The 22578-nt window shown below is 40.1% G+C and carries 19 protein-coding genes; 8 read left to right on the top strand and 11 right to left on the bottom strand.

Annotated features, from left to right (window positions below; genetic code table 11):
- Positions 1–237: 237 nt before the first annotated feature.
- Entirely contained in the window at positions 238–558 is a 321-nt protein-coding gene (locus QZ574_RS12715; protein ID WP_297090035.1) for a hypothetical protein, read from the bottom strand.
- Between the two features lie 475 nt (positions 559–1033).
- Between QZ574_RS12715 and QZ574_RS12710 the strand changes: the two genes are divergently transcribed.
- Positions 1034–2011: a sugar phosphate isomerase/epimerase gene (locus QZ574_RS12710; RefSeq protein ID WP_297090034.1), complete on the top strand. Its 978-nt coding sequence runs from the start codon at positions 1034–1036 to the stop codon at positions 2009–2011.
- Between the two features lie 114 nt (positions 2012–2125).
- Here QZ574_RS12710 and QZ574_RS12705 read toward each other — a convergent pair whose 3' ends face one another.
- The 3 genes from QZ574_RS12705 to QZ574_RS12695 form a co-directional block, all read right to left on the bottom strand.
- On the bottom strand, positions 2126–4015 hold the full coding sequence (locus QZ574_RS12705) for a S9 family peptidase (protein WP_297090033.1): 1890 nt from the start codon (positions 4013–4015) through the stop codon (positions 2126–2128).
- Between the two features lie 373 nt (positions 4016–4388).
- Entirely contained in the window at positions 4389–5657 is a 1269-nt protein-coding gene (locus QZ574_RS12700) for a replication-associated recombination protein A (RefSeq protein ID WP_297090031.1), read from the bottom strand.
- 209 nt (positions 5658–5866) lie between these two features.
- Positions 5867–7837 carry a tetratricopeptide repeat protein gene (locus tag QZ574_RS12695; protein WP_297090029.1) on the bottom strand — a complete coding sequence of 657 codons (1971 nt, stop codon included), beginning with the start codon at positions 7835–7837 and terminating at the stop codon, positions 5867–5869.
- Between the two features lie 201 nt (positions 7838–8038).
- On the opposite strand from QZ574_RS12695, the gene QZ574_RS12690 reads away from it, so the two are divergent.
- The 6 genes from QZ574_RS12690 to QZ574_RS12665 all read left to right on the top strand — a co-directional run bounded on the left by QZ574_RS12690 (position 8039) and on the right by QZ574_RS12665 (position 13170).
- Positions 8039–8620: a DNA-3-methyladenine glycosylase I gene (locus QZ574_RS12690; protein ID WP_297090027.1), complete on the top strand. Its 582-nt coding sequence runs from the start codon at positions 8039–8041 to the stop codon at positions 8618–8620.
- Positions 8621–8749: 129 nt separating this feature from the next.
- Positions 8750–9952, top strand: a complete 1203-nt coding sequence (locus tag QZ574_RS12685; RefSeq protein WP_297090025.1) for a C1 family peptidase — start codon at positions 8750–8752, stop codon at positions 9950–9952.
- A gap of 163 nt (positions 9953–10115) precedes the next feature.
- Positions 10116–11015: a hypothetical protein gene (locus QZ574_RS12680; protein ID WP_297090023.1), complete on the top strand. Its 900-nt coding sequence runs from the start codon at positions 10116–10118 to the stop codon at positions 11013–11015.
- A 112-nt stretch (positions 11016–11127) separates the two neighbouring features.
- A complete protein-coding gene (locus QZ574_RS12675; RefSeq protein ID WP_297090021.1) occupies positions 11128–12075 on the top strand; it encodes a glycosyltransferase family 2 protein in 948 nt (315 codons plus the stop codon).
- 75 nt (positions 12076–12150) lie between these two features.
- Positions 12151–12831, top strand: a complete 681-nt coding sequence (locus QZ574_RS12670) for a TonB-dependent receptor plug domain-containing protein (protein ID WP_297090019.1) — start codon at positions 12151–12153, stop codon at positions 12829–12831.
- Positions 12832–12942: 111 nt separating this feature from the next.
- Positions 12943–13170, top strand: a complete 228-nt coding sequence (locus QZ574_RS12665; RefSeq protein ID WP_297090017.1) for a DUF2007 domain-containing protein — start codon at positions 12943–12945, stop codon at positions 13168–13170.
- A gap of 46 nt (positions 13171–13216) precedes the next feature.
- On the opposite strand, the gene QZ574_RS12660 is transcribed toward QZ574_RS12665, so the two are convergent.
- From QZ574_RS12660 to QZ574_RS12630, 7 genes are all read right to left on the bottom strand, one after another.
- Positions 13217–15967, bottom strand: coding sequence for a prolyl oligopeptidase family serine peptidase (locus tag QZ574_RS12660; RefSeq protein ID WP_297090015.1), 2751 nt, complete (start codon positions 15965–15967; stop codon positions 13217–13219).
- 137 nt (positions 15968–16104) lie between these two features.
- Positions 16105–16509, bottom strand: coding sequence for a hypothetical protein (locus tag QZ574_RS12655; protein WP_297090013.1), 405 nt, complete (start codon positions 16507–16509; stop codon positions 16105–16107).
- A 74-nt stretch (positions 16510–16583) separates the two neighbouring features.
- Positions 16584–17717: a saccharopine dehydrogenase C-terminal domain-containing protein gene (locus QZ574_RS12650; RefSeq protein WP_297090011.1), complete on the bottom strand. Its 1134-nt coding sequence runs from the start codon at positions 17715–17717 to the stop codon at positions 16584–16586.
- Positions 17718–17837: 120 nt separating this feature from the next.
- Positions 17838–18485, bottom strand: coding sequence for a response regulator transcription factor (locus QZ574_RS12645; protein WP_297090009.1), 648 nt, complete (start codon positions 18483–18485; stop codon positions 17838–17840).
- Between the two features lie 76 nt (positions 18486–18561).
- Positions 18562–19599, bottom strand: coding sequence for a response regulator (locus tag QZ574_RS12640; RefSeq protein ID WP_297090007.1), 1038 nt, complete (start codon positions 19597–19599; stop codon positions 18562–18564).
- A gap of 241 nt (positions 19600–19840) precedes the next feature.
- Positions 19841–20443, bottom strand: a complete 603-nt coding sequence (locus QZ574_RS12635; RefSeq protein WP_297090005.1) for a hypothetical protein — start codon at positions 20441–20443, stop codon at positions 19841–19843.
- A gap of 332 nt (positions 20444–20775) precedes the next feature.
- On the bottom strand, positions 20776–21705 hold the full coding sequence (locus tag QZ574_RS12630) for an AraC family transcriptional regulator (protein ID WP_297090003.1): 930 nt from the start codon (positions 21703–21705) through the stop codon (positions 20776–20778).
- Between the two features lie 219 nt (positions 21706–21924).
- Here QZ574_RS12630 and QZ574_RS12625 point away from each other — a divergent pair, with 219 nt between their 5' ends.
- Positions 21925–22554: an L-rhamnose mutarotase gene (locus tag QZ574_RS12625; RefSeq protein ID WP_297090001.1), complete on the top strand. Its 630-nt coding sequence runs from the start codon at positions 21925–21927 to the stop codon at positions 22552–22554.
- Positions 22555–22578: the final 24 nt, after the last annotated feature.

Here is a 22578-nt window from a genome sequence, read left to right as displayed (position 1 = left end):
TCACTGATTAAATTGTAAAATATTCAAATCAACTTCAATTTCATGCGTTTTGTATTGTTCTACATTGGATATTCGTTATTGTATAGTGATCATTTTTCTTGTTTTCAGAATTTGTATTTAGTTATAGATGGCAGCCTAAACTTATGCGAGACAAGAAGGAACTTTTGAGCATAAAAAAACCGTTCTTTCGGGATTTCTCCTTTCCGAACGGCTTCTCTCTTTCCCCACGTTTAACTGTTATTTACGTAACTTCTTTATTTCAAGCAGCAAGTTATCATCCTTGCCCAATAAGCCCGAAATCAGGTCGACTGTAGCTGAACCGTTTCGGTAAGCTACATCCAAAGTTTTCTGGGCTTGCTTTGTTGCATCTTTAGCTGCAGCTTTTGCCTCGGTTTGTTTTGCCTCGGCATCGTCGGCATCAGAGAGCTGTGTTCTTAATTCTTCTATTTTATTCTCAGGATTATATCCTTTGTCGCTAAACTGCTGGGCATTTTGCTCCAACAGTGTAATCATTTGCGATACAAAATCGCGTTTTTTACTTTCAGATAATGTTGCCATCTTTACTTTGTTTTAATGTTTATACTTAAATGTTATAACGGGCCACCTGTCTGCTTGCCGGCGCAGGTGGTTTTTTTATATGGGGAAATAAATTTTAAATTATCGCTTAATGCATGTCCGGATTAATTTTAATTTGTTTTAGGTATTTGTGTTTTTGATTTAATTTCTTTCAAATTACAAAAAATATAGACTTAAGTCAATAACAAGGTTTTGCAACAGAGCTCGTATTTCGGAAAATAATTCATCCAATCATAAAAACAGAGGGTTAAATAAATAAGTTATGGAAGCAGCTTCAATTCAGTAAAATCACTCTATTTTCGTGCTGTTGTCAAAAAAAGAATGTCCCTTTTTAATGTACCCAATACCCAAACGTACATCGGATAATTCAGGCCTCGCTATCGTGAGGCTTTTTTTATTGTTACTTGCACAATTGTTTTTAAATTTAAACCACAAGAACCAACTTATAAAATAAACCATGATTAAAAAGAATCAAACATCAAGACGAAATTTTATTCGAACAACAGCTGCCGGTACTACTGCATTGGCTTTCGCACCATTGGCTTTTAGTTGTACACCAAAAAATGCAGGATCAACCTTTGGTGGTGTGCCTGTTGGGGTGATTACCTACAGCTGGCGTAGTATGCCCGATTCGGTTGAAGAGATAATTGCCTATTGCAAAGCTGCCAATATTACCTCGCTTGAATTAATGGGGTATACCGCCGAAGAATGGGCAGGTGCACCGGCAACACCGCGTTGGCCCGGACGCGACGCTACCGAAGAAGAACGTATCGCTTTTAGAATAGCCAGGGAAGAAGCCACAAAAAAGCAGAAAGAGTGGCGGGCAACAGTGGATGTTGAAAAATACAATGCGCTTAAAAAGTTATTTGATGATGCAGGTATCCATGTGCATACCGTAAAGTTTGCACCTGCCAACTGGAGCGACGATGAAATTGACTACGCTTTTAAAGCGGCAAAAATACTGGGAGCCGGAGCCGTGACCAATGAGATTGGTGATGCGGCCTGCAGAAAACTGGGTAAATTTGCCGAAAAGCATGGAATGATTGCTGCCTACCATAACCACGCGCAGCCGGGAGAGCCCGGCTTTGATTTTGAGGAGTTCCTGGTACATTCCCCTGCCAATAAACTTAACCTCGACGTGGGGCATTATTTTGGTGCTACCGGTAAACACCCCAATGAATTAATTGAAAAATTGCACGACAGAATTTACAGTATTCATCTTAAGGATAAAACGGGTATAAACTCGGAGCCTGCCAATACCAACCAGGTTTGGGGCGAGGGTGAAACTCCGCTGTCCGATATTCTGGGTTTAATAAAAGAAAAAAAATGGAATATCTATGCCGATATTGAGTTAGAATATCCAATACCCGAAGGATCGGATGCTCAGCAGGAAATTGTAAAGTGTGTGGCGTTTTGCAAGAATATTTTGAGCTAATTTCAGGGAGCAAAGGGCAGATAAAAGTGTAAAAAGGGATGGCATCTTTTCTGAATTTGACCAGATGAAAGACGCCATCCTTTTTGTTGTTTGACCATAGTTTAAAGAAAGTATCTATTGCTCTGTTGTTTTTAGGTGTTCATCCAGAAACGTGATCATACTGCGATAAAAATCAAAGCGGTTTTCTTCGTTTCTAAAACCGTGTCCTTCATTTTCTTTAACCATATAGTCGACATCGATGCCACGTGCTTTTAAGGCATTAACAATCTGATCCGATTCATCAATGTTTACACGCGGGTCGTTTGCGCCCTGCGCCACAAAGAGAGGTGCTTCAATTTTATCCACATGGTAAACCGGCGAGGCTGATGCCAATAGCAAACTGTCTTCGACCGGATGTCCAACCATCTCGTAAAGCATTTCTAACATTGGTTTCCAGTAGGGAGGAATGGTGTTTAAAAACGTAAACAGATTTGAAACGCCAACATAATCTACACCTGCCGCATAAAGTTCAGGGCTAAAGCATAAGCCAGCCAGTGTTGCATAGCCACCGTAACTGCCGCCGTAAATAGCAATACGTTCCGGGTCAGCAATTCCCTGGTCGATTAACCAGTTAACACCATCAGAGATATCATTTTGCATTGTTTTCCCCCACTTTTTAAACGACGATTGCCAGAACTCTTTTCCAAATCCGGTTGATCCTCTGAAATTCATTTGAAGAACCGCATACCCATTATTAGCCAGAAATTGTACCTCCGGATTAAATCCCCAGTAATCGCGCGCCCAGGGCCCGCCGTGCGGATTAATAACTACCGGTAAATTTTTAGGTTCGTATCCTTTGGGAACAGTAAGGTAGCCATGAATGGTTAACCCGTCGCGCGAAGTATATTGTATCGGTTTCATGCTACACAATTCGTTTTCGTCTAACCACGGGCTCAATTCTGCCAATTTAGTTAGTTCATCGCTGTTTTTATCGAATAGGTAATAGGCTCCCCTCGATTTATCGCTGAAAGTGCGTATCATAAATTTATCCTCTGCTTTATTGGCACTTGCGAACCGCACCTCGTACCCAGGAAGTTGCTCTACAATTTTATTAAAAAGCGCCTCTGATTCCGCATCAAAAAAGTGAGTATTTCGAGTGGCTACGTAATAGTTGGCGGCTATTAATTTCTTTTCTTTTTTCGAATAGTCCACCCCACTAACATCGGCTTCATCGGTAGTAAAAAGAACTTCTGCCTCTTCTCCTTTGACAATATCGAATTTAACAAGGGCTTGTTTGTCTCGACCTAAATCCGACAAGGCGTAAACCATTTTATTATCAAAAGTGAAAATCACCGGATTGAGGTTTTCTTTAAAACTTGTGGTAAAAACCATTCTAAATTCATTTGCCTCGGTTTCGCGGTACAAATGCGATATGTTTACGCCATCAGATACAACCGCTAATCGTAATTTCCCTTCGTGGTCGGTCATCCAACCCACAATGTTTCCCGGATTTTCGGCCAACATTTCCATTTCTCCGGTTTCTACATTTAAGCGGTACGGATCAAATACCTGGGGGTTTCTTTTGTTTAAACCAATTAAAATCTCATCATCAATATTCTCAAGTTCGTCAATGATTTGAGTTCGTACCTTATCAAGAACAGTTAAACCGGTTAGTTTTGTGCCGTCGATATTTACGCCGTATAAATGGAAGTTTTCATCCCCGCCGGTATCTTTAAGGTATAATATCCTACCGTTGTTGGCCCATAAGTATCCAGCAATATCTCGTTCAGTTTCACTGGTAATTCTAATGGCATCGTCTTCTCCAATTTTTTGGATAAAAACATTTAAGCGCGATTCATAAGGCGCCAGATACGAGAAGTAATCACCCTTTGGTGATAATTGGAACGCAGTTTTTTCAGGATTTTTAAAAAAATCTTCGAGTGGGACAGGAGCTGATTTCTGCATTTGACTTGATTGGCAAGCCACAAAACAAAACAGAATAAGAAAATAAACGATTTTTTTCATAATGAAGTTTTTTGGAATGATGATAGTAAAACGAAAATCATAACTATAAGTTACGGATATTGGGTTATATATCAAAGTATTAGCATTGTGAAAACAATACTTGTTGTTTGAACGTTGCCCAATGAAGAGCTAATAGCTTTGTTAAAAATAACTGCTGGAGAGGTAAAAATATCAATTGTTTCAGGTTGGCGTGCCCGGTAGATTATTAGGCCGGTTTAATGAGCCGGGCAAAATAGTAGCGTATATTTCTAATTTCCCGAATGATTAATAATGGAAAAGGAACCGCATTTCAATTAGTGGATTGAAAATGAAAAGTTACAATGCTTTTTACCGAAGCTTAAAGCGGGCCGCAAAGTTGATTGCGGACGAATGACTAAAATCGATTTCCCCACCATTTACGCAAACGCTCCAATATTTTTGCTTCGGCAGCGTTATTTTGTGGCTGGTAAATGCGCTTGTTTTTAATCTCTTTGGGTAGGAAATCCTGTTCAACAAAATTACCGTCGTAGGCGTGGGCGTATTTATAATCTTTTCCGTAGCCGATTTCTTTCATCAGCTTGGTTGGAGCATTGCGGATGTGCAGGGGCACAGGCAAATCGCCGGTTTGTTTTACCAGAGCAATGGCATTGTCGATGGCTTCGTAAGCCGAATTACTTTTTGGCGAGGTAGCCAGGTAAATGGTACACTCCGAGAGGATAATGCGCGCTTCGGGCATCCCTATTTTATGCACAGCATCAAAGGTGTTCTGTGCCATCAGCAGGCCATTGGGGTTGGCCAGTCCCACATCTTCGGCGGCAAGAATCAGCAAACGGCGGGCAATAAATTTTATGTCTTCGCCACCTTCCAGCATTCGGGCAAGCCAGTACACTGCAGCTTCGGGATCGCCACCACGAATACTTTTTATAAAGGCCGAAATAATGTCGTAATGCATTTCGCCTTTTTTGTCGTAAATGGCAAGATTTTTCTGTAGCTTGTCGGTAACTTTTTTATCGGTAATTACAATATTTTTTGCATCCTCGCCCAGAGTTACCAGTTCAAGTACGTTTAGCAGTTTGCGGGCATCGCCGCCCGAGTAACGAAGAATGGCTCCATCTTCGCGAAGTGTAATTTTTTTCTCCTTAAGTACCGTATCTTTTTTTGTGGCCTGCTTAATAATTCTCAGTAAAGCAGCTTTATCCAGATGTTCAAGAATATATACCTGACAACGCGATAATAATGGCGAAATAACTTCGAACGAAGGATTTTCGGTAGTTGCACCAACCAGGGTAATAGTGCCATCTTCAACTGCTCCCAGCAGCGAATCTTGTTGCGATTTACTAAAACGATGTATCTCGTCGATAAACAGAATGGGATTGGGCCGACTGAAAAACTGTTGCTTGCGGGCTTTGTCAATCACCTCGCGAATATCTTTAACACCCGAGTTTATGGCACTTAAAGTAAAGAAAGGCCGTTCAAGTGTATTGGCAATAATACGGGCAAGGGTGGTTTTGCCAACACCCGGAGGCCCCCACAAAATTAAAGACGTGATTTTTCCCGAATCGATCATTTTGCGCAGAACAGCATCTTTACCAACAAGGTGTTCCTGACCGATATAGTCGTCTAAAGTTTTTGGTCGTAAACGTTCTGCAAGTGGTTGATTCATAATTCAAGAAAAAAGTGTAAAGGTAAAAGTAAAAAGTATAAAGTAAAAAGTGCAAGGCAAAAGTGGAAAATTGAGAACAGTTGTGCCGGGCGAATTGAAAATTGGCAGCACCATGCCCCTCCCGGCATTTTATCAGTTTTTCAATAGCCAATTAAGCAAAATCAAGCTATTTATTAGCTCTCAAAATCAGTACTTCCATTCTTCAATCCTTAATTACAATACCGTACAATAATATTATAGGCACCATGTATTCCGAGTTCTCCGGCGCGGCTCAGGTCGAGTGCGCCTCCTTCAATATCGTCGAGAAAAATTTTTGTAAGGCCCCGGTTAAAATAGGCTTCAGCAAATTCGGGTTCAAGGTCGATTGCCCGGTTTAAGTCTTCAACAGCGCTGCGGTATTCGCCCAGACGTAGTTTTATAAAAGCCCGGTTGTAATAGCCAAAAAAGAAATTCGGGTCGAGAAACAGCGTAACGGCATAGTCGTCCAAAATATCCTGGTATTCAATGGTTGATGGTTTGATGTTGCTGTTATCGTTAATTTTTCCTTCACGCAAAGTAAGTGCAGCAGGCGAGCTTGTTCCGGCAAGGAGTTCAACCTGTTCTTTTAGTTTATAACGGGTGTTGGCACGGGTATAATAGGCGATAGTTGTTTTTTCATCCAATTCAATGGCCTTGTCAAGATCGGCAAAGGCCTGGTTGTAATTTCCGGTTAAACTGTAAAATATGCCCCGGTTTAAATAGTTGTGGGCGTTTCCCTGGATGGCAATTTTTTCGTTAAAAAACAGAATAAAATTCTCGAAAACCGATTGGTAAGTGGTTACCGGTTTGTTGGTTATCGATAGCAAGGGGTCATAATTATTTAGGGCATTCAGTTCGTCAATTAGAATATTGTAATACTGAAACCGATCGTAATCAACCGAGTTTTTCTCAAAGGCCGAAATGAAAAACATAGGTTGTAAATCAATAACAATATTTTTATTCTGAATGCGTCCATCGTCAACATCCATTTCTTCTTCCTGCGGAATATCGCGGGTATCTTCAACCACTAAATCCATACGCATACGTCGTCGGCGCTTTTCTTCCTCCAGCTCTTTTTTGCGTTCTTCTTCCAGCTTCTGTGCTTTTTCTTCGGCAGATAATTCTTCTTGTTTTGGAGGTGGTGCAGCTTGTGCGGTTGGCGTTACTGTATTGTTTTGTTGACTGGCTTGCGAATTTTGGTTTTGTTGTTTTTGCTGATTTTTTTGTTGGTGCTGCTGATAGGCCAGCTTTTCTGCATCCAGGCGTCTGGCATCTAAATCAAACTGAGGATTTAGCTGGGCTGCAATCCGGTAATCTTCTTCAAAACCGGGGCGGTTTAAAATTTCGCGCGCCATAGCACGGTTAAAATACGCACTTGCCATTTCAGGATTTAACTGTACAGCCATGTCGTAATCCATAATAGCACTTTCATAATCTTCTAATTTATGTTTAACAATTCCCCGGTTATTAAAAGCCAGTGCATTTTTAGGATCAAATTTTATACTCTGGTCGTAATCGCGCAAGGCCGATGCATAATCTTCCAGCTCAAAACGTGCCAGTCCACGGTTTAAATAGGCAGCTGCATAATGTGGCCTGATAATTATTACCTCGTTCAGATCTTTAATGGCGCCTTTTATATCGCCGCTTACAATTTTTGCGTTGCTGCGGTTCATAAGGGCGTGTGTCGATTTCGGATTCACTTCCAATGCCCGGTTGTAATCTTCAACTGCTCCTTCCATATCTTTTAACGCCAGTTTGGCAATACCCCGGTTGTTGTATATCGATTCATCGCTTGCATCAAATTCCAATGCCCGGTCGTAATCTTCAATGGCCCGCTCGAAAAGTCGTAGGTTGTGGTAAGCCATGCCCCGGTTATTATAGGCACGTGGGTAATACGGTTTAATTTCAATGGCTTTGTCGTAATCGGCAATCGCACCGCGGTAATCTTCAAGCGAGTGTTTGGCTGTGCCCCGGTATAGGTATGCCTCGGCCAGGTAGGGTTTAAATTCAATAACAATATTAAAATACTCGATGGCCCCGGTGTAATTCCCAATAGAAATACGGGTTCGGCCAACCCGAATAAAGTGGTTGATGTTTAACTGAGCCTCAGCTAAAAAGCTTAGCGACAGTAGTAAGGCAAAAAGTATCGTAAGTTTCTTCATTTTTCTACAGTACAGAGCATTGAGAAAATAGCACTGAGTATTGAGATTTTTTCAGCTTTGTAACAAATCATAAGCCAGTTTCTCATTACCTACTATTTCTTTCTCATGGTCTTTTTTCTAAACAAACAAAAATAGTATTTTCATAGTTTGAAGTAATAGTTTGTTAGGTTTTTTAACGAATACCCACTCAAATCTAAAATTATGTGTAAACGATGCAACTGGGGAACAAAAAACGAGCTGATGCTCAGGTATCACGATGAAGAATGGGGTGTGCCTCTTCACGATGATAATAAACTCTTTGAGTTTTTTGTGTTGGAAGGATTTCAGGCCGGATTGAGTTGGCAAATTGTGTTAAACAAACGCGAAAACTTCCGGAAGGCCTTTGATAATTTCAATCCGCAAAAGGTTGCTGCCTACAACGAGGAAAAAATTCAGCAGCTGATTGCGGATAAGTCGATAATCCGCAATCAACAAAAAATAAGGGCTTGTGTAAATAATGCACAGTGTTTTTTGGAAATTCAGAAAAAGTATGGAAGTTTTGATGCATACATTTGGAAATTTGTGGACCACCAACCCATTCAGAATACATTTGAAACGCTTGCTGAATTGCCTGCCAAAACCAAACTTTCGGATGCAATTTCAGCCGACTTAAAACAACACGGATTTAAGTTTGTTGGCTCCACAGTTATTTATGCCCATATGCAAGCTACCGGTATGGTAAACGATCATTTGGTAAGTTGTTTTCGGTACAAACAGGTGCGGGCCTTGGTCGATGGAAATTAAGAAAGAACTGATTTTTATCAGTTTGTAACCAAAAAACCTTAACTCTGTATTAAATTTTCTTTCTGAAAAAAAATTAATTGTTAATTTTGAGATCTATTCAAAAAGAAGGGTAAAATATTATTTATTAGTATGAAGTTGCGTTTGATTTTTACCGCATTGATTGTGGTATATGCGTTTAGCGTATTTGCAGAGAGCGAGAAGAAGGAAGAGGCGAAAGGTTATGTTTTCGAAGATGAAATTGAACTGGCAGCAACGCCTGTAAAAAATCAGCACCGCTCGGGTACCTGTTGGTCGTTTTCCGGACTTTCATTTCTTGAATCGGAGATGTTGCGTTTGGGAAAACCCGAAGTTGATCTGTCGGAAATGTTTGTGGTGTGGCACACCTATTCTGAAAAAGCAAGAAAACATGTGCGCGTGCATGGAAATCTGAATTTTGCAGCAGGTGGCGCATTTCATGATGTTACCAACATGATTCGTGAATACGGAATTGTTCCGGAATCAGTTTACTCGGGCTTAAACTATGGCGAAGATCAGCATGTGCATGGCGAAATGGACAACGTTTTAAAAGAACATGTGGATGCCGTTGTACAGAATAGAAACCGCAAACTGAGCACCGTTTGGCACGAACCCATCGAGGCCACTTTAAATGCCTACCTCGGCGAATTACCACAAAAATTTGAATACGAAGGAGAACACTATACTCCGCAGCGTTTTGCCAGCGACTTTGTGGGTTTAAACATGGACGATTACGTTGAAATTTCGTCGTACACCCATCATCCGTTTTACGAAAAATTTATTTTGGAAGTGCCCGATAACTGGTCGTGGGACGAAGTGTACAATGTACCCCTTGACGAGTTTGAAGCCATTATGGATTACGCATTGGGTAACGGTTTTACCATTGCATGGGCTGCCGATGTAAGCGAAAAAGGATTTGCTACCAGCAATAAAGGTGTGGCTGTTTTGCCGGCAGCCCCCGACCAAAATATGGACGATGCGGAGATTGCAAAATGGGAAGCCCTTCCGCAAAAAGAAAAAGAAAAAGAGTTGTACAAACTGGATAAACCGGTTCCGGAACTGGTAGTATCGCAGGAAATGCGTCAAACAGCATTTGATAACTACCAAACTACCGACGACCATGGTATGCATATTATTGGCACTGCCAAAGATCAGAATGGCCATGTTTTCTACAAAGTGAAAAACTCGTGGGGCGATTACAATAAGTACAAAGGTTACTTTTACGCCTCAAAACCTTATGTGAATTACAAAACAATGTGCATTATGGTGCACAAAGACGGCATACCCCAAAGTATAAGAGAGAAACTTAAACTTTAATTTGTAAGCCCTTCAGTTTGCCTGAGGGGCTTATTTTTTTGCTATTTTTCCCGCTAAACCATTTTTTGCATGGTGTCCATAAAAATTTCGTTTACATTTGGTAGCTCCTTACTTTACTAAAGAAGGTTGTAGTTAATTACAGTACAAAAGGGCAACATTTTCCATGAAGAAAATTTTCATCCTATTTCTTTTTTTAGTGTTTATGCAGCATATTGCATTAGCACAAGAAGACTGGTCGTGGTGGAACGATACCCATGGGTGGGAAGTGGGAGACCCGGGCTGGCGAAACTGGCTGATTATATCTCCCGGATATTTAGGACCTAATGCATTGCCGGTACCCGCTGTTAAACGAGGCATACTTGAAGGGAAAACCGAACTGGAAGTTACGGCATCCGTTCATTTTCATTCGGGCGATCCAACACAGGATATCTCCGGAAGAGCTTACGTTCCGTTTGCAAAAAACCGTATTGCCATTGAAATGTACGGCGTATTATTGGAACATTACGCTTATACTACCGAAATTCGTGATGAGCGATACTCGCGCGATCGTGACGGGAAAGGTTATGCTGTAGGAGATTTCTATTTCACCACCCTGGTGCAATTGGTTAAAGATCGAAAATTTCCAAACACCTTGTTCAGGGCGCTGTTAAAAACAGCCTCGGGGTCTAATTTAAAAGGAGCTCGTTATGCCGATACCCCTGCCTATTCATTTGACTTTAGTTTCTCAAAAGATATGGGAGAAAAGGAAACAATCCTTTTAAGGCCACACCTGATGTTGGGTTTTTACAGTTGGCAAACTAACGATGAGCTAAATTTGCAAAACGATGCTTTGCTTTATGGACTGGGTACCGATATTGAAAAACAAAATTGGCGTTTTACCAGCACATGGTCGGGCTATTACGGCTACAAAAACAATGGAGACCGCCCCATGCAACTTAATTTCGAACTTCGAAAAGATTACGATAATAAAGCCTTTGCGGTTAATTATCAGCATGGTTTGCACGATTGGCTGTACAATACATTACGTTTTTCTTTTATCTGGAAACTTAATGGCGTAGAGTAAGTTCCGGTAAAACATAATTTATACCTTTGCACACGTTATTAAACATTGTTTTGAATAGTTAAGCAGCTATTTATACAATATTGATAAGCAGGATAACAGGTAAAAACAGACAATGAAAAAGCTTTCACTCGTAATTTGTGTTTGGAACGAAGAACCAAACATAAAACCATTATCAGAACAAATTAAAGCAGCCCTTGAAGGGATTGATTACGAAGCCATTTTTGTAGATGATGGGTCTACAGATAAAACTCGCGAAGAGATCAGGAAGATTAACGACGACAGGTTTTTGCTTGTTGAGTTAAAACGGAATTACGGACAAAGTTCGGCTTTGCAAGCCGGTATCGATCAGGCTGCAGGCGATTTTGTAGCATTAATTGATGGCGACCTGCAAAACGACCCGGCAGATATTCCGATGATGCTGAAAATGATTGAACAGGAAGAATGGGATATGGTTGCCGGCGTGCGGGCTAACCGAAAAGACGGTATGTTTTTACGCAAGGTTCCTTCAAAAATTGCCAATTACCTTATTCGACGTACCACCGGGATTTACATGAAAGACCTGGGTTGTACTCTAAAGATTTTTACTAAAGATACGATTAAAAGCATTCATATTTACGGCGAATTGCACCGTTACATACCTGCTCTGGTAACGCTTGAAGGCGCAACAAAAATTACACAGGTGGATGTTAATCATCGTCCGCGCGAATTTGGAAGCTCGAAATACAACCTGAGCCGTACTACACGTGTTATGAGCGATTTGGTATTGATGTTATTCTTTAAAAAGTACCTGCAACGACCCATGCACTTTTTTGGCAATATTGGCATATTTACACTCGGCATAGGAGTGCTTATTAATTTTTATCTGCTGATATTAAAAATTCTGGGTAACGATATTTGGGGGAAACCTCTATTGTTGCTTGGTATTCTGCTGGTTCTTGGAGGAATTCAGTTTATAACAACTGGTATTATTGCCGAACTTCAGATGCGTACTTATTTTGAATCGCAAAAGAAAAAACCGTACCGGGTAAAACGGGTGATAACAGCCAAAGAAACTTTATAAAGCTGGGTTTTTTCCTGTTGGCAATTTGTTGTTTTATTGTACCTTTAACTACAATAATTAACAAAAGCCATTGCGATGAAAACTAATCTTTTTACCCTGTTTGTAGTATTGTTTTTTGTTTTTGGAAGTGCCGGTGTTTCTGCACAGGAACGATATATCGACGGAATAGTAACTACCTTTGACAGCATTGCAGTAATTGGTGCCGATGTGTGGGTGAAAAGCTCGAAAACGGTAATTAAAACCGATACACTCGGACGATTTAAAGTGGCTGTTCTTCCTGGCGATAAATTAAAAATAAGTGCAAGAGGCTTTGTAAGCAGGAGTGTTAAACTGGAAGATAATACTAAAATTGTTGCCGTAAACCTAAAACTTAAGCCTGGCGACAAATCGCGTGAGTATGCTATTGGCTATGGCTATGTAAAAGACGGCGAAAAGCTGAATGCTGTAGCTCAAATGACCGACGATGATGTGGATTTTGCGCAATACTCTAACATGTATGACCTGATTAGGGGACGTTTTGCCGGAGTACAGGTTGCCGGTGGCGAAATAATTATTCGCGGCGTTAACTCAATAAACTCTAGCAGTGCAGCCTTAATAGTTGTTGATGGAATAACAGTTGATGGTAGTATTTTGGGCGTGTTGTCGCCAGTGCAGGTTAAAAGCATAAATGTGATTAAAGATGGTGGTGCTGCTATTTATGGCTCACGAGGAGCAAACGGGGTGGTAATTATCGAAACAAAAAGGGGGAACGACTAAAGTTCAAAAAAATAGTGTCAGCTTTTTCATTTAGGAAATGAGTTGATAAAACCGGTTCGGATGGATTATGGTGTTTCCATTCCCTGAGCTATAAAATGAAAAAAGAATACAATGAATAAAGCAGTAACCATAGCCACATTTACAAGTAATTTTGATGTTAAATACATGCTTTTTAAAGAAATGCTTGAAGAAGCCGGTATTAAATTTATGACGGTAAACGAAATAACAAGTACTGTTGATGGCATATTTAGTGGTAGTCCAACAAATATTGGTATTGAGATTCGGGTGATCGAAGAAAATGCCGAAGAAGCTTTGGAGATTTACAACTCGATAAAATAAGTTGACCTGCAACACCTGGTAACAGTAAAGCCAATATGTATGGCTTTTACTCCACCAAATCATATCCAAAATCAATTCCTTTTTTCACTGCAGGTAGGCCTTCGTCCATCCATTTAGGCATGGGTTTTTCTTTTAGGTAATGGTCGAAAAACTGTGCGAGACGGATTTGAAAATCATGTTTGTCTGCCAATCGGGTTGGCCAATGATCGGCCTCGTTGTAGTTTAACAGCCAGCAGGGTTTTTGTAAACGTCGCAGGCCAATAAAAAACTCAATGCCCTGGTACCACGGCACAGCCCCGTCATCGTCGTTATGCATAATTAGAATGGGGGTGGAAACTTTGTCAAGTGTAAATAGCGGCGAGTTTTCCATATACCGCAATGGTGCTTCCCAAATTGTTTTACCAATGCGGCTTTGTGTGTGTTCGTACTGAAATGAACGGTTTAAACCCGATCCCCAGCGGATACCACCGTAGGCACTGAACATATTTACCACCGGAGCTCCCGATTCAATGGCGGCAAACATATTGGTACGAGTGGCCAGATAAGCAACCTGGTAGCCGCCCCAGCTGTGGCCCTGGGCGCCAATGTGGGTTTCATCAACAAAACCTTTTGAAATAAGTAAGGTAACGCCGGGCATAACACAATTAAACGCCGATTCTCCCGGGTAGCCTTCTTTGTAATAAACATCGGGATTAAAAACGATGTAGCCATTGCTGGTGTAGTAATGGTAATCAATGGTTGAACGGTGGTTTTCAGGCATGCGGTAACTCAGCAGGTTTTGCGAACTTTTTTCGTAAAAATTCACAATCATCGGGTATTTCTTCGATGGGTCAAATCCCTCGGGTTTATGTAATGTACCTTCCAGAATTAAACCATCAAGCGATTGCCAGCTTACCAATTCGGCCGAGCCCCACAAAAAATCTTTTTGTTGTGGAGCCGCATCACTTATTTGCACCGCTTTTTTAAAGTGCAAATTTGTTGCAATCAGGTTTGGGTAAGTCTCAAAATCTTCTTTAGTAAAAACAATAAGGTCCTTGTTTTTGGCTTTTATCGGCCTTGAGAGTTTGTAATTTTCAGCATAAACTGTTTCAGGAATTTGCGTTTTCCTGAGATCAAAAGAATAGTAGGCATCTGCTCGCGTAATTTCATTATGTCCATGCAGCAATACCGTTTCTTCCGGGTCAATACCCGATTCTGGTTCCGGATTAAAGCGAACCAGGCGATAGTTGATTTTTTTCTCCCTTCCGTTTTGGGTAAGCCTTATTGGTGCTGTGCCGTTAACCGGATCAACTTTCCAAATATCATAACGGTCGTAAATCAACAGTGCTTCATCGTTTTTTAACCAGCCGGCACTGCCATATGCACCGGGCAACATAGGGCGGTCGTTTAACTCGTCAGCTGCCTGAATGAGGCAGGGGCTTGTAAGGGTGTATTCTTTTCCACTTGCAATTTCATAGGTATTCCAGGTTGTATCAATGGCATTAAACCAATATAGAAACTTTCCATCAGGAGAAACTGAAGGAGTGGCACGACAATCGGTTTTTATTTTTTCGGCCTTGCCCGAATGTATATCTATAAGAAAAAAATCGTTATGGTAAGGGCCACCTTCCCACATGCTTTGTACAGCGTATGGCCGATTACTGATGGCCAATATTTTATCAGCATCACCTTTTTTAATTTTTCTTATTTGGGTAAAATGTTCCGTTTCAAGTTGTACTGCCTTTTGCTGATCGAGATGAACTACTGCCAGTCTTGTTCTTTTCAGGTCTTTGTCTTTGTTGTTCAGCTGAACGGTTTGCAAACGTTCTTCTTTCCAGTGCCAAACATCAAGCACAGGCACTTCTTCATCAAGCCTGGTTGTGTCTTTCTCAGGAAGAATTGGTGCCGTTCCAAAAAATAACCGCGTTCCGTTATCCGAGAAAGAAAGCTTGCCGTTTTCGCTTATTTCATAGTTGTCAGGCAACCAGTTTCCCGAATGGTCTGCAACAATGTTAGTGCTGTTTTCCATATTCCGGTAATACAGTGCGTAGCATGGTTCTTCAGCGCCAGAGGTATCGGCCAGAAATGCCACCTGCTCTCCGTTATCAGTAACAGTTAGTTGTTTTACTTTTTCGGCTGTTTCAAGAATAATGCTTGCTTTGTCCGTCATTAAATCAATATGGTAAACTCCTGCTGAAAAGGAGCTGTCGCCCGCTGAAACAAAGCTCAAAAACGGCTGGTCTTTGGCCAAAATATAGTGGCTAACTGCCGGAAATGATTTAACCGCTCCAGTCTCCGGGTTTTTTATGAATAAGGGGTAAGTTTCATTTTCCGATTTTTTACTTGAATCGTTGACTGAAACAGCCTGGTAGGCTATCCATCCCGACCATTCTTCTGGTACCTTTATCGATTTTACGTTCTCAATCGCCTCGCTGGTAGAATTTTTCAAATTATAAATTACCAGTTTATTGCCGGGTAAATCCTCTTTTTTTACTTTTTGTAGTTTTAGTGTCTTAATGGAATCTGCAGGTGCCACTTCAGTAAAAACAAAGAATTTTGAATCGCTTGTAAATTGTCCTTTTGTAGCAAAATTAAACGAGACCGTTTTGTTCGCGTCAGGAGTGCTGATTTTTATTGTTGCATCTCCTTTCCATGGCTCTTCTTTCCAGGCAATGTATTGTCCGTTGTTGGAAAGGTGTTTTTCAGTAATTCGGTTCCATTTAAGTATGTCGTCAAAAGTTAAATTGCGTTTTTCAGGTTGGGCAATCAGGTTAACTGAAATAATCAATAAAATTAGTAATGACCAGTATCTCTTCATTTTTATTTGATTGAATTGAATGAATAGCGAAATGTAAATGCAGTTGTTGAAGATAAAATATTTCTTGGATGAACAGAAAAATTACCCCACTTAAAACTGCAAAAACTCAATTAAGAATGTATTGCGGTGAGGTAAAATTATGCTTCGGCCATAAGCATGCGTGCTTCGCTTTTTAAAATTGCGGGGAGTTGTATTTTTCTGCGTTCAATACTAAGTAGCCAGTAACGTATTTCGTGTGTTTGCAAGGTGTACAATACTTCTCGAAATTGTTCAATCTGCGTTGTTGTATAAGCGTTCTCGTCTATATTTTTGAATTCATCGAGTTCCTCATCGTCGTAATATTCAACAATCGATTCGTTCATTTTTATTTGGTCGAATTCGCAAATCTCGTGCGCTCCGCAACAGTCTGATGGAGGTGCTGCAGGCTCTTCTGGATTGTTATTATTGCCAGCTGCTTTTTTCTGACTTTTATTTACCCTTATTAGAACAACTATACCAACCAGGGTTAAAAAAATAAGGCCTATTCCAATTATCATTCCCATGCTGCAAAAGTAATAATTTGGAACAAATGTAAAGAAGGGCTTTGCACAAGGTTAAACTATTTTTAAGTGAATGGCTATAGCTGCTGTGTACATTGGTAATTCACCCCCCGGTCTTTTAAGTATTGCAAAATATAGCTGAAGTTCCCTTTTTGTGCACCAACAATTTCAGGCGGGTTTACTCCGGCTATTTTAAAGCTGCCATCAAGTATTAAGTTGGCAACAGCAGTGCAGGTGTAACCGGTGGTGCGGGCCATCGAAATGGTTTGCGTAGTGCGGTCGTACCTGTCGAGCAAATGGTAGGTAAACGATTTTTCGATACCATTTTCAATTCCCTTAACAACAATGCGCATAACTGTAAAATCCTCTTCTCCCGGTTTTAATTTCCATTTCGGAAAAAGTAATTTTGCTGTAAGGTCGATAGGGCGGATGGCAAGGCCGTTTATTTCAACAGCTTCATACGAGAAAAACCCCGATTCGCGCAACACTTTCAGGTACTCAACACATCCCGGGTATCGTAAGGTTTTTTCAATCATATCCGGCACATTTTTCATGGTGTGAACCAGCGAACGCAACCCGTCGGAGTTCCATGATTCAAGTGTGCCAATGCCTTCAAATTGAATAAGTTCAGGATCGGATAGTGCTTCTTTTTCGATTAACTCGTAATTCTGAATATATCGTGCCGGACGGGTGTATTCTTCAATAACATCAATAGGCGAGAATACTGCTTTGTATTCGTAGGGCCATTCGCGAATAACCGGCAGCCCCCCAACAAGGCATTCGTATGATTTAACTTCAAGTAGCTGGTTATAATGTCCTAGAATGATATTACCCATGCCCGGAGCCACACCGCAGTCGGCCACTACGCTAACTCTATGTTTTTTGGCCAGGCCGTCGAGAGTCAGAAAATCCTCGGGCATAAAAGAAATATCAACCATGTTTTTGCCGGCTTCAATAACAGCTTTCATGGTATTGTAGCCCATAAAACCCGGAACAGCGCCAATAATAAGATCAAAATCTTTAACGAGTGATTGAATAATGTTGGTCCGGCTAAGGTCTTTTTTTAAGCAGGTAATTGCAGGATATTTTGCCAGTTTATCTAATGCTTCCTGGTCGGCGTCAATACTGGTAACCTGGTAGTTTTTAGCTAAATCAATGGCAATTGCACCGCCAACCAGTCCGGCTCCCAATACTATTACTCGTTTTTTCATCTCTCTTATACTGTTCATTCTCGGCTCATCGTTACATCATAGAAAAACTACCGCAAACATTCATGGTGCAGCGGTATTATTGGTCTTGCTATACTTTATGTATAGAAAAAGAGTTGAATATTAGTCGAGCTGAATTAATCCTTTTTTCAAGGCATATTTTACGATATCCGAGTTCGTTTTTAAATCAAGCTTCTCAAGAATATTTTGTTTATGTGTACCAACTGTTTTAACGCTTATAAAAAGTTTGTCGCCAATTTCGCGTGTTGATTGTCCTTCGGCAAAAAGCAGGAATATTTCCTTCTCACGATCAGAGAGTTGTGCGTAGGCATCGTCGTCTTCAGCACGTGAATTAAGATACCCGTTAATAACAATTTCTGTGATGTCTTCGCTTAGGAATTTTTTTCCTTCGTGAACAGAAGTTACAGCGTCAGTTAACTGACGGTAGGTGCAGTTTTTAAGCAGGTAGCCATCAGCACCGGCTTCCAACATTCCCTTAACATATTGTTTGTCAGAATGCATGGATACCGCCACAATTTTAATTTCCGGCATTTTGTTTTTTAGTGTTCGGGTAACTTCTATGCCATTCATTTTTTCCATGGCAATATCAACCAGAAGTACATCTGGTTTAAATGCTTCCACTTTATCAATGGCATCTTGTCCGTTTTCAGCCTGTGCTATCACCTCAATGTTGTCGGCAGAGTGCAACAGGTTAATTAAACCTTCTCTAAAAAGCTGGTGGTCGTCAGCTACAATTACCTTTATTTTCATCTTATTAATGTTATTTCAGGTAAATAGCGAACTTAGCCTATATACACCATTTAAACCTGAATTGTTAGCTTTATTACTATACTGCAATATAAGGAATTTCTATCTCTGCAAGCGTACCTTCTTTACTTGGTTCTATTTTAAATATTCCGTTTATACTTTCAATACGTTCGGTAATGCTTAGCAGTCCAAATCCACCTTTGTCTGATGGTGGTTTTACCTCTTTTTTGTTAAGCCCAATACCATTGTCTTCAACCGAAATACAATACATCCCGTTTCGTGTAGTTTGTTTTATGGTAACTTCAGAGGCTTCAGCATGCTTAACAATGTTGGTTAGCAATTCTCCAATTGTTCGGTATAAAAATATATTGTTTTCCTTACTTAATTTTGTTTCATTCTTTTCGGTAATCAGGAATGTCTCAATTTTGTGCTCTTTTTCAAAGCGTTCGAGTTTCCATTTTATTGCAGGAACCAATCCCAGTTCGTAAAGAATTGGGGGGCTGAGGTCGTAGGTAAGTTTTCTTGATTCTTCAATTGCTTTATTTAGTAATTTTGAGGTGAACTGGATCGTATTTTTTATCTCTGGGCGGCATTCGCGTGTATCAATTGATGATAGATTCATAAATGCCAATCCTAAGGTTTGCCCTAAGCTGTCGTGAAGATTTTCAGCAATACGGCGTCTTTCACGTTCTTCAATTAAGGTAATCTCAGAATTTAATTTTTTTAATTGCAGTTGATAAGATTTGATGCGTAAGGCAACATTAATCTGTGCTTTCAGTTCAACCTGATCAAAAGGTTTTGATATAAACGAATCGGCACCGGCATTAAGTCCTTTGGTTCTTTCAACGCTATCGCGTCCCAAAGCCGATACCATGATAATAGGTATTTGTTTTGTCTTATTTTGTTCCTTCAGCAATCGGCAGGTTTCATAGCCATCAAGGTCGGGCATCATTATGTCCAGCAAAATCAGATCCGGGTTTTCACGTTGGGCAATTTCAATCCCCTCCCGACCACTAAGCGCACCAATAAAATTGAATTCAGGATAGTACAATTTTATAATTTGCGATAAAAGCTCCAGATTGATGTTATTGTCATCTATTGCCAAAATCTTCTTCATATCTTCCGTTTCAATATTGGATATTAACATAGTAAAAAAAAGTAAAGGGTTTATATTTTTACTACCATTTGGGTTAAAGTTACTAAATGCGTGGGAATGTTTGAAGGAAAAAGGGAATAAATGCTTAACAATATATCAGAAAAATGCTGATAATAGAGGAAGAATATGTGCTACGGGATCGAAGATCTTTTAATGAATGTTTCAGAAAACCATAGAAAACCTGTTACTGGCTAGTACATATTTATTGTTTAATCAATCCATACATTAATCCAATTCCAGCTCCAAAGTAGGTTTGGTTGCTGTTTACAATTACCATGGGGCCAACCGAGCAGCCAACGGTACAGCACAGGGGCATTTCTATTTTAGGGTTTACAACAAAACTTATTTTTTTACTGGCAGCAGTTTTAAAATTGTACTGGTTTGTTGATTTTAGCAGGTTAAATTCGGGCTCCCGAAATGTTGATATACCCGGCCCTGCCTGCAGCAATACCCGAATACTTCTTTTTTTATTGATATCGAATATACGACCAACCATCATGTGTAAAATCTCGGAATTCTGGAAAGGTTCTGCCGAACTGGCAGGGCTTAGGTTGGTACCCGATTTTAAAAATTCGTCGGTTGGCGAGGCAGCTGATTTAAAGGTTGCTGAATACCCCACACTAAGTGTATACCTATTATTATAAGTGTAATTTAGGCCAATATTTCCCGCTTGTTTTTCGCCAACCACATATTCGCCTGAAGAATATAAGTAGTGTTTTTGCGATGAAAGGAACCTGTATGACCATTGTGCCTGACTGGCAAGTGCTACCAAACAAAAGATGATTATGAGTACAGGTGTTTTCATTATTTTTGGTTTTGTAGGTTCTTTTATCAGCCGGGACAAAGGGTTTGTTTTTTTCGGCAGAGCAGATGAAAGAACCTTGATTGATTTAATGTAAACTATTTGTTTTGTGTCTCTAATTGTAAAATTAGGGAGTGTTGCGTGGAGAAAGGAAATATTATTGCTGAATCAGTTGGGGAGGATTAACCATATTGAGTTCAGAAATTTGGAAGTTGAACCGGGAAACATCCACTATAATATGTGCTGTTTTACTTGCTCGTAGAAAAGGTATGTATGACGATAAATGCCGTTAAGGGGTAGGAACAATCTTGTTTCCTGGGAAATGAATGGCGAATTTAGCCATTCTGTTTTCTGTTGGCTACCCTGAATTTTGCAGGCCCAATGCCAATTCGGTTGGAAAATGTGGAAGTAAAGTGTTGTAATGACGAAAAACCACAAACTAAAGCTATTTCAGAGAGGTTGTTTGTTTCGTTTTTGAGCAGTTCAATGGCCTTTTCAATTTTTAAATTTATAATAAAGCTGGCAGGAGGATAGCCAGTAAGCTTCTTTACTTCATCGGTAAATTTTGTTTTTCCCATTCCAAACTGTAGGGCCAGGTCTTCAATTATCCATTTCTTATTTAAATCGTTGGTAATTATCGTAGTTAATTCTTCCGTGAAATTATACTCTTTTTCAATTCTTTGTTTTCGGTTTGAAAGATGCCGGTACAATTCAATAAAAAAGTTGTCGATAAGGTTGCCGGCAATAATTTCGTAACCTGTTTCTTGTCCGCACAACTCATTTTTCATTTCTACGAAATACTTTTTTAGTTTTTTGGCATTGCGCAATACAATGGTATTTTCTTTAGTAAGTAAATCTCCCAGGTTTTTTTGGAAATTTTGCGATAGTTGTGTCCACGAGCCAAGTGATAAGGGGGTATTTGTTCCATACGTTTCAGGTTTTACCAGCATCCAGGTATATTCTCCAATATCCGTTTTTCCGTGCGGACTACCATATAATTGCCACGGATTGGTTATGGATAAGTCGTCAGGCAGCAGCTCCACCTCTTGCCCCTCAACACTCCACTGAAACTTACCGCTATGGATAAACCGAATGCCAATTCCAGGATGCATATGTGGGAACATGGTGTGGTCCATTCGCACTTTATAAAACTTCATGCTTCCAAACTGCAGGATGTAGGATAGGTTTTTCAGCGGTCCTCGATTTCCCGGGTGCCACCAAACACCTTTCCCTTCAACTATAGGTTTTATATTATGTCTTTCCAAAGCTAACTTATTATTTATAGTCTGCAGCTACGTTCTTTTCGGTTTGCTGAATAAATAGAATTTATATAATCGACCGAAGTATAAAACTTGCAACTTTATTCTGTAAAATTAACGAAATTTACATCAGTAGAAATTATTCAACCAATAAAACTTAAGTAAGAGATGAAGCGGTTTAAATCGATTTCATGTTTTTTAATGCTTAGCATTATTATGTTTTTTATGAGTTGTAAACAAGCACCCAAAGCGGAAAAAGAGCGGTGTATTATTGAATTTGTGGGAGACTCATTTAATCCCGGGCGTGTGCAGGAGCTCGCCAAATCGTTTGGTGCTGACAATACGCAGTTGTATCGCTGGAAAAATCATTTTGTTTTTTATTCTCAATTCTCTAATAAGCAGGCCTTTACTCAAGAAATGGCGAAGCAGTTTCCGGAACTATCAGTAAAAGTTTACGAAAAGCCCTTTTACGATTTCTCGAGGGCGCAACATTGTGGGCAGGCACAATTAGCACCCAATTGGGAGCATATTATTCTAACGGCCAATTTGGTGGAGGACAAAGAATTACAAAACGAATATATGGAGTACCACAGAACCCAGTTTGAGCAGTGGCCTGAAGTTGCCAACGGATTTTGTAATGCTGATTTTCAGCAACTACAGGTATTTCGAAACGGCCGGCAATTGATGCTTGTAATTTCCATTCCGGCCAACAAAACGCTTGATGAGTTAAATCCCAAAACAGTTGAAAATAACCCGCGTATGAATGAGTGGAACGAAATAATGGGTCAATACCAGGAAGGTATCGAAGGAACTAGCCCGGATGAAAAGTGGGTGTTTTTAACTAAATCAGAATAGAATCAATCAATTCTTCAATAAATA

Source organism: uncultured Draconibacterium sp. (genome assembly GCF_913063105.1).
In the GTDB taxonomy this organism is placed as follows: Bacteria; Bacteroidota; Bacteroidia; order Bacteroidales; family Prolixibacteraceae; genus Draconibacterium.
This window is presented reverse-complemented; position numbering and strand designations above follow the sequence as displayed.